This is a genomic window from Acidithiobacillus sp., from assembly GCF_027322205.1.
In the GTDB taxonomy this organism is placed as follows: domain Bacteria; phylum Pseudomonadota; class Gammaproteobacteria; order Acidithiobacillales; family Acidithiobacillaceae; genus Acidithiobacillus.
Map to the genome: position 1 here is coordinate 1 of NZ_DAHVHY010000107.1, position 4254 is coordinate 4254.

The 4254-nt window shown below is 55.8% G+C and carries 6 protein-coding genes; all 6 read right to left on the bottom strand.

Going from position 1 to position 4254, the window contains the following annotated elements:
• Positions 1–551: restriction endonuclease (locus tag M7F93_RS11180; protein ID WP_298173442.1), on the bottom strand; the 551-nt coding region annotated here is incomplete at its 3' end.
• 64 nt (positions 552–615) lie between these two features.
• Positions 616–807, bottom strand: coding sequence for a hypothetical protein (locus M7F93_RS11185; protein WP_298173445.1), 192 nt, complete (start codon positions 805–807; stop codon positions 616–618).
• A 280-nt stretch (positions 808–1087) separates the two neighbouring features.
• Positions 1088–1927, bottom strand: coding sequence for a DNA N-6-adenine-methyltransferase (locus M7F93_RS11190; RefSeq protein WP_298173448.1), 840 nt, complete (start codon positions 1925–1927; stop codon positions 1088–1090).
• A gap of 535 nt (positions 1928–2462) precedes the next feature.
• The gene (locus tag M7F93_RS11195) at positions 2463–3245 is read right to left on the bottom strand and encodes an HNH endonuclease (RefSeq protein WP_298173451.1); all 783 of its coding nucleotides are present in this window, start codon (positions 3243–3245) and stop codon (positions 2463–2465) included.
• 34 nt (positions 3246–3279) lie between these two features.
• Positions 3280–3597: a HigA family addiction module antitoxin gene (locus M7F93_RS11200; RefSeq protein WP_298173454.1), complete on the bottom strand. Its 318-nt coding sequence runs from the start codon at positions 3595–3597 to the stop codon at positions 3280–3282.
• A 16-nt stretch (positions 3598–3613) separates the two neighbouring features.
• The gene (locus M7F93_RS11205) at positions 3614–3889 is read right to left on the bottom strand and encodes a type II toxin-antitoxin system RelE/ParE family toxin (RefSeq protein WP_298173457.1); all 276 of its coding nucleotides are present in this window, start codon (positions 3887–3889) and stop codon (positions 3614–3616) included.
• Between the last annotated feature and the right edge of the window lie 365 nt (positions 3890–4254).

Here is a 4254-nt window from a genome sequence, read left to right on the forward strand (position 1 = left end):
CATGCCTTGCACTGGATCACGCCCATCGGATCCCCAGTTTCACGATAAATCCGGATATCTATTCCGCCATCAGCGCCAAGCCTGGTGGTCTGGGTGCGCATGCCTTTTGTCTTGGAATATTCATCACACAGATCCTCGAATCGCTTCCACTCAAGTGACCGCAGCAGCTCAAGACTCCATTCCACTCTGCTTGAATTGGGCTGGGGCACTGTATGACCTTTCTGCTGGGAGTAGGTTGTATCTGGCTTGACGCGGCTTGCGTAGGGGGCGCGCTGTGGCTGGTAGTTGCGATTTTTCAAAGGGACAGGATCATTCTGACGCTCTCGCCATCGCTTTCTCTCCAGATATAGCTTCAGTGCACCGATGCCTGCAAAAGCTGCAAGGACGCTCCCTGCCATCTTCAAGAAGGGTAATAAGGCTTTAGAGAACGGATTCCCGACAAAGATTGCCGGGATCATTATCCACGCAAAGACTAAAGCAATAACGGCGATAGCGGCTGCGAGTACCCATGCGTGCTCTCCACCTGGCCTCTCGGCTCTTCGATTTGTCACTGCTGGCCTCCTCGCCTTTTCATTAGTGTTTGAGATGGTACATATAGAGCATATAGGGCGAACGTCAAGCATCGGGCACGGCGATACCCTTACCCACAAAATCCACGGCTCTAGCCCAGACAACGGAGCGGGTCCAAACCGGGCCGCAGCCCGGCTGGTTTCCCCATTTCTGGACGAAAGCCGTCCATAGGGCGGTGGCGTTTGTGGGTAAGGTGAGGAGATGATGACTCTCTCCTGCTTCTGCTCCGGCACCCATAATCTTTCCATGGATGCCAAGGAAGGTACAGGATGGCGGAAGACAATCTGATTTGGAAAAACTCAGAATGATTCGGGCTGAACTGGATGCTGCCCATGAGTGCAATTACGCGATCATGGCGCAGCTCAGCAGCATAGAGATCGGGATTACTCGCATGGTCACCTTTGAGCCTAGCAGAGTTCATGAGGCGCATTTACCACAAATTTCTGGATGACCGGTTATGCTGCAAAAGAGCCATTGAGCTTTGCATCTATAATTGGCGTTCATTTTCTCCACGAGATCAGGGGGCTATGCTGGCAAGCCATCCTCCGGTCGCTTCGGCGACGCGCTTTGGTAACTGGGCAGAGCCTCCAATAATGAGCAGAGCGCTGGCGAAAGGTGCTTTTTGTTGGCGGTTATCCCCACCACCGAATTGGAGCCGCCCCCGTAGCATAACGACGGGAATTCGGTCGGCTACCAGGGTGTGCCACCAAATGGAATCGACCCGCGCCGGGCAGAGCAGGATGCTGACGACTCCGTTGCCGGTCTCCGCCAGTGCTTTGTGTATCCATGCCCGCAACCGCGAAAACGGAGGGTTCACATAACAGTAGGTACCCTTCCCCCAGGACTGGCGAAGTCCATCGTGCTTTTCCGTGTAATGCACATAGGCGCGCACCGGGGCGGCCGACCCAACGCTGGGGCTACAGGGATCGATATCAAAGGTTTTACCCGGCAGCAACGGGTACAATTGCTGTAGAAGTGAAGGCGGGGTTGTCCATGTGTTCTCCTTCGTGGTCCATAGTGCGGCGCGGGGATTGATCTTTTGTAACCGAACCCGCGATTTGAGGGCGACGGCAAGAATCAGGTAGCTGCGGAGTGTTGCTCGGCCCTGCTTCAGGGCCTGAATGGTGTTCATCGACAATCCCGTTTTTTCGGCGGCAGGGCGAATTCCACCTAGTCGTTCCACGCATAGCCCCGCGCTAGGCGCCAGGTAATATCCCTGTTCGCTTATTGCCGCAATCAGTCTGGGCAAGGCTATATTGCCCTGCTTTCTTAGCAGATATCGCGACTGACGCGGCAATGCGGCCAGAATCTCGGCTGTTTCGAGCTCGGCCAATAGGTGTATCAGAATACGTGACAAAGACGTCTCATTTTTTGATACGGCAGGAGAGTGTTTCCCTCGGTTATTTTTTAGTGATGCTGCCATGACAGTGCGTCCTCAATAATGGCGATCCCTCAACGAACCGCGACCTCGTTTATTCATGCGACGGCGCAGGCCTGGATCCAAGCGACGAGAGGGCGCCGCCTGAAACCAGCCTCCAACGCATGTCCGCCGGGATCAATTTGATCCCGGGCGTCTGTTGCCAACGGTCGTTATCTTCCTGAATCTTTAAACTAGGTGGAGATGATAATATGTTGACGGTTGTCCGTGCAGATCAAAAACGCCAGATTATTCCCGATTATGTTCTACATTGAGGCTATTGCAGGGCTGGGTGGGCTGGACTGACTTCTTGTTTCGGGCTGCTTCCCTGGCCAAATAGTGGCCCTGCCTTCCGCCCGCGACGGAACCGCCCCAGAAAACACAGCCCAGGATTCATCCTCGCACCATCTCCCCATCTCTCCACCACGACCAGCCTATCCGGCGCCGGTTAGCACCTAATTGGCGGTCCAATTCCTTATTGGATTGGTTGGGAGTGCTCCTGCATGCGCGCACGGTGGAATTGCAAATAGGATTGATGCTCGGGTGCGAGCCAGCGTAGTCGGAGTTCCGGTGAAATGCCCAGCAAGTGCAGATCGGCAGTTGCCAGCACTGGGGAAAGTAGCAGGCGGCCCTGCGCATTAAAGCTGATCAGAAAGCGGTCGAAGAGGGCATCGAGGTTGGCGGCGAGCAAAAAACCGTTGAAGACATCCAGCCGTTCCGCATCTGACTCGCATTCTGCCCAGGGTTTGGCATGGCTGGCGCGGAGCACATCGGGCAGCGCCAGGCCGGTGACGGCGCAGGCGCCGCCCCAGTAGGTCAGCATGGCTTCGCGGAATTTCTGTTGGCCGATGCGCTGGCGTACCATGCGTTCGACTTCTGTGTGCAGCGTCTCTGGCGGCAACACGGCCAGTTCCTCGCTCACGGCATCTTCGTAGCTGCGGGCAACCTGATTTGGCAAGGCCCGCGACAGACCGGCGGCACGCAGCAGCAAGGTGGCGAGTTCCGTATTTCCGGGGATCAGAAAATGGTTATCGACCAGTGTCCGCTGAGGAAAACTACGGGCCAACTCTCCCGGTAGTGTGGCTGACGTTGTCTCGAAATAGACTTGGTATCCGTCATCCCCAGTGTCCGTAACCGTGACGCGGGTGGGGTGTCTGGCAGAGGCGAGGCAGACGGCTTGCGGGTTGGCGGATAGAACATGCTCAAAGCCGTGGTCATGGCCGGTTTTTTCAAGCAGGGCTATTTTCAGCGAGTCCATCTTCAAGGCTCCAGATGTGCGCTTGGGTTGTCGGTCAGGCCGCCTGTTCGGGCTTGTGAATGGTCGCCAGTTCCTCGGCCAACCGGCGTCCTGCAACGGTCAAATCGTAAGCCTGTTGCATGCGTAGCCATATCCCCGGCCCGTTACCCAGATACTTGCCGATACGCAAGGCCATCTCTGGGGTGATGCCCTTGCGCTCAGACAGGATGCCGTGAACGGTCTGGCGCGAGACCCGCAGGCCACGGGCAAACTCTGCTACAGAGATATCCAGTGCAGGCAGTACCTCTTCCCGCAATATCTCGCCAGGATGCGTTGGGTTCCGGTCCATCTGCTCAACGGTCATTTCGTCCATTGGACACCCCCTGTCCTTAATGGTAATTCTCCAGATCAATGCGCCAGGCATCCCCATCCCGCCACTCGAAGGTGATGCAATAGGGTCCATTCACATGAACGGTGTACCGCTTCGGTTTCCCCTCCAAAGCATGGAAGTCGAAACCTGGCACGTTCAACTCCTCCGGGGATGTCGCAGCGTTTATGGCATCGAGCCTGCGCTTGCAGCGGGTTACCAAATCCGCACCGACTTTCGCCGATTGACCTGTTTCGAAAATCTGCTTGAGGCCCTTATGCCCAAAACTTCGTATCAAGTGGAACCCTCGGAGAGGTTGTTACCGTCCTGTTAAAAACTACACCGCAGTGCCATAGGTGTCAATCATCTGTTGACAGTCGCTGGCGCACGCCTTGCCCACAAACTTCATCGCCTTGGCTCAGCTAGGGGAGATGCGGAGTGTGAGGGAAGCGGAAGACGTCGGTCATGAAGTATGGAAACGGTGAATTTTCTTGACGGTATCACGGGAAATTGCCTACACTTGGTGCACTCATCAGCCCAAGGCTGAAGGAGTTGGGCCAACGCCATGTGCGTTGGTCTTTTCGTTTCCGGGTAGCTACAACAGACGCTGCGCATGTTTTTGCGCCAGCTTGCGCCGCTTGTTCTCATACTCCAGCCAGAATG

Bases quoted from the DNA above. Each gene is read 5' to 3' on its own strand.
- M7F93_RS11185 (WP_298173445.1), bottom strand. From the start codon at position 807: ATGGGTGCCGGAGCAGAAGCAGGAGAGAGTCATCATCTCCTCACCTTA.
- M7F93_RS11195 (WP_298173451.1), bottom strand. From the start codon at position 3,245: ATGGACTCGCTGAAAATAGCCCTGCTTGAAAAAACCGGCCATGACCAC.
- M7F93_RS11200 (WP_298173454.1), bottom strand. From the start codon at position 3,597: ATGGACGAAATGACCGTTGAGCAGATGGACCGGAACCCAACGCATCCT.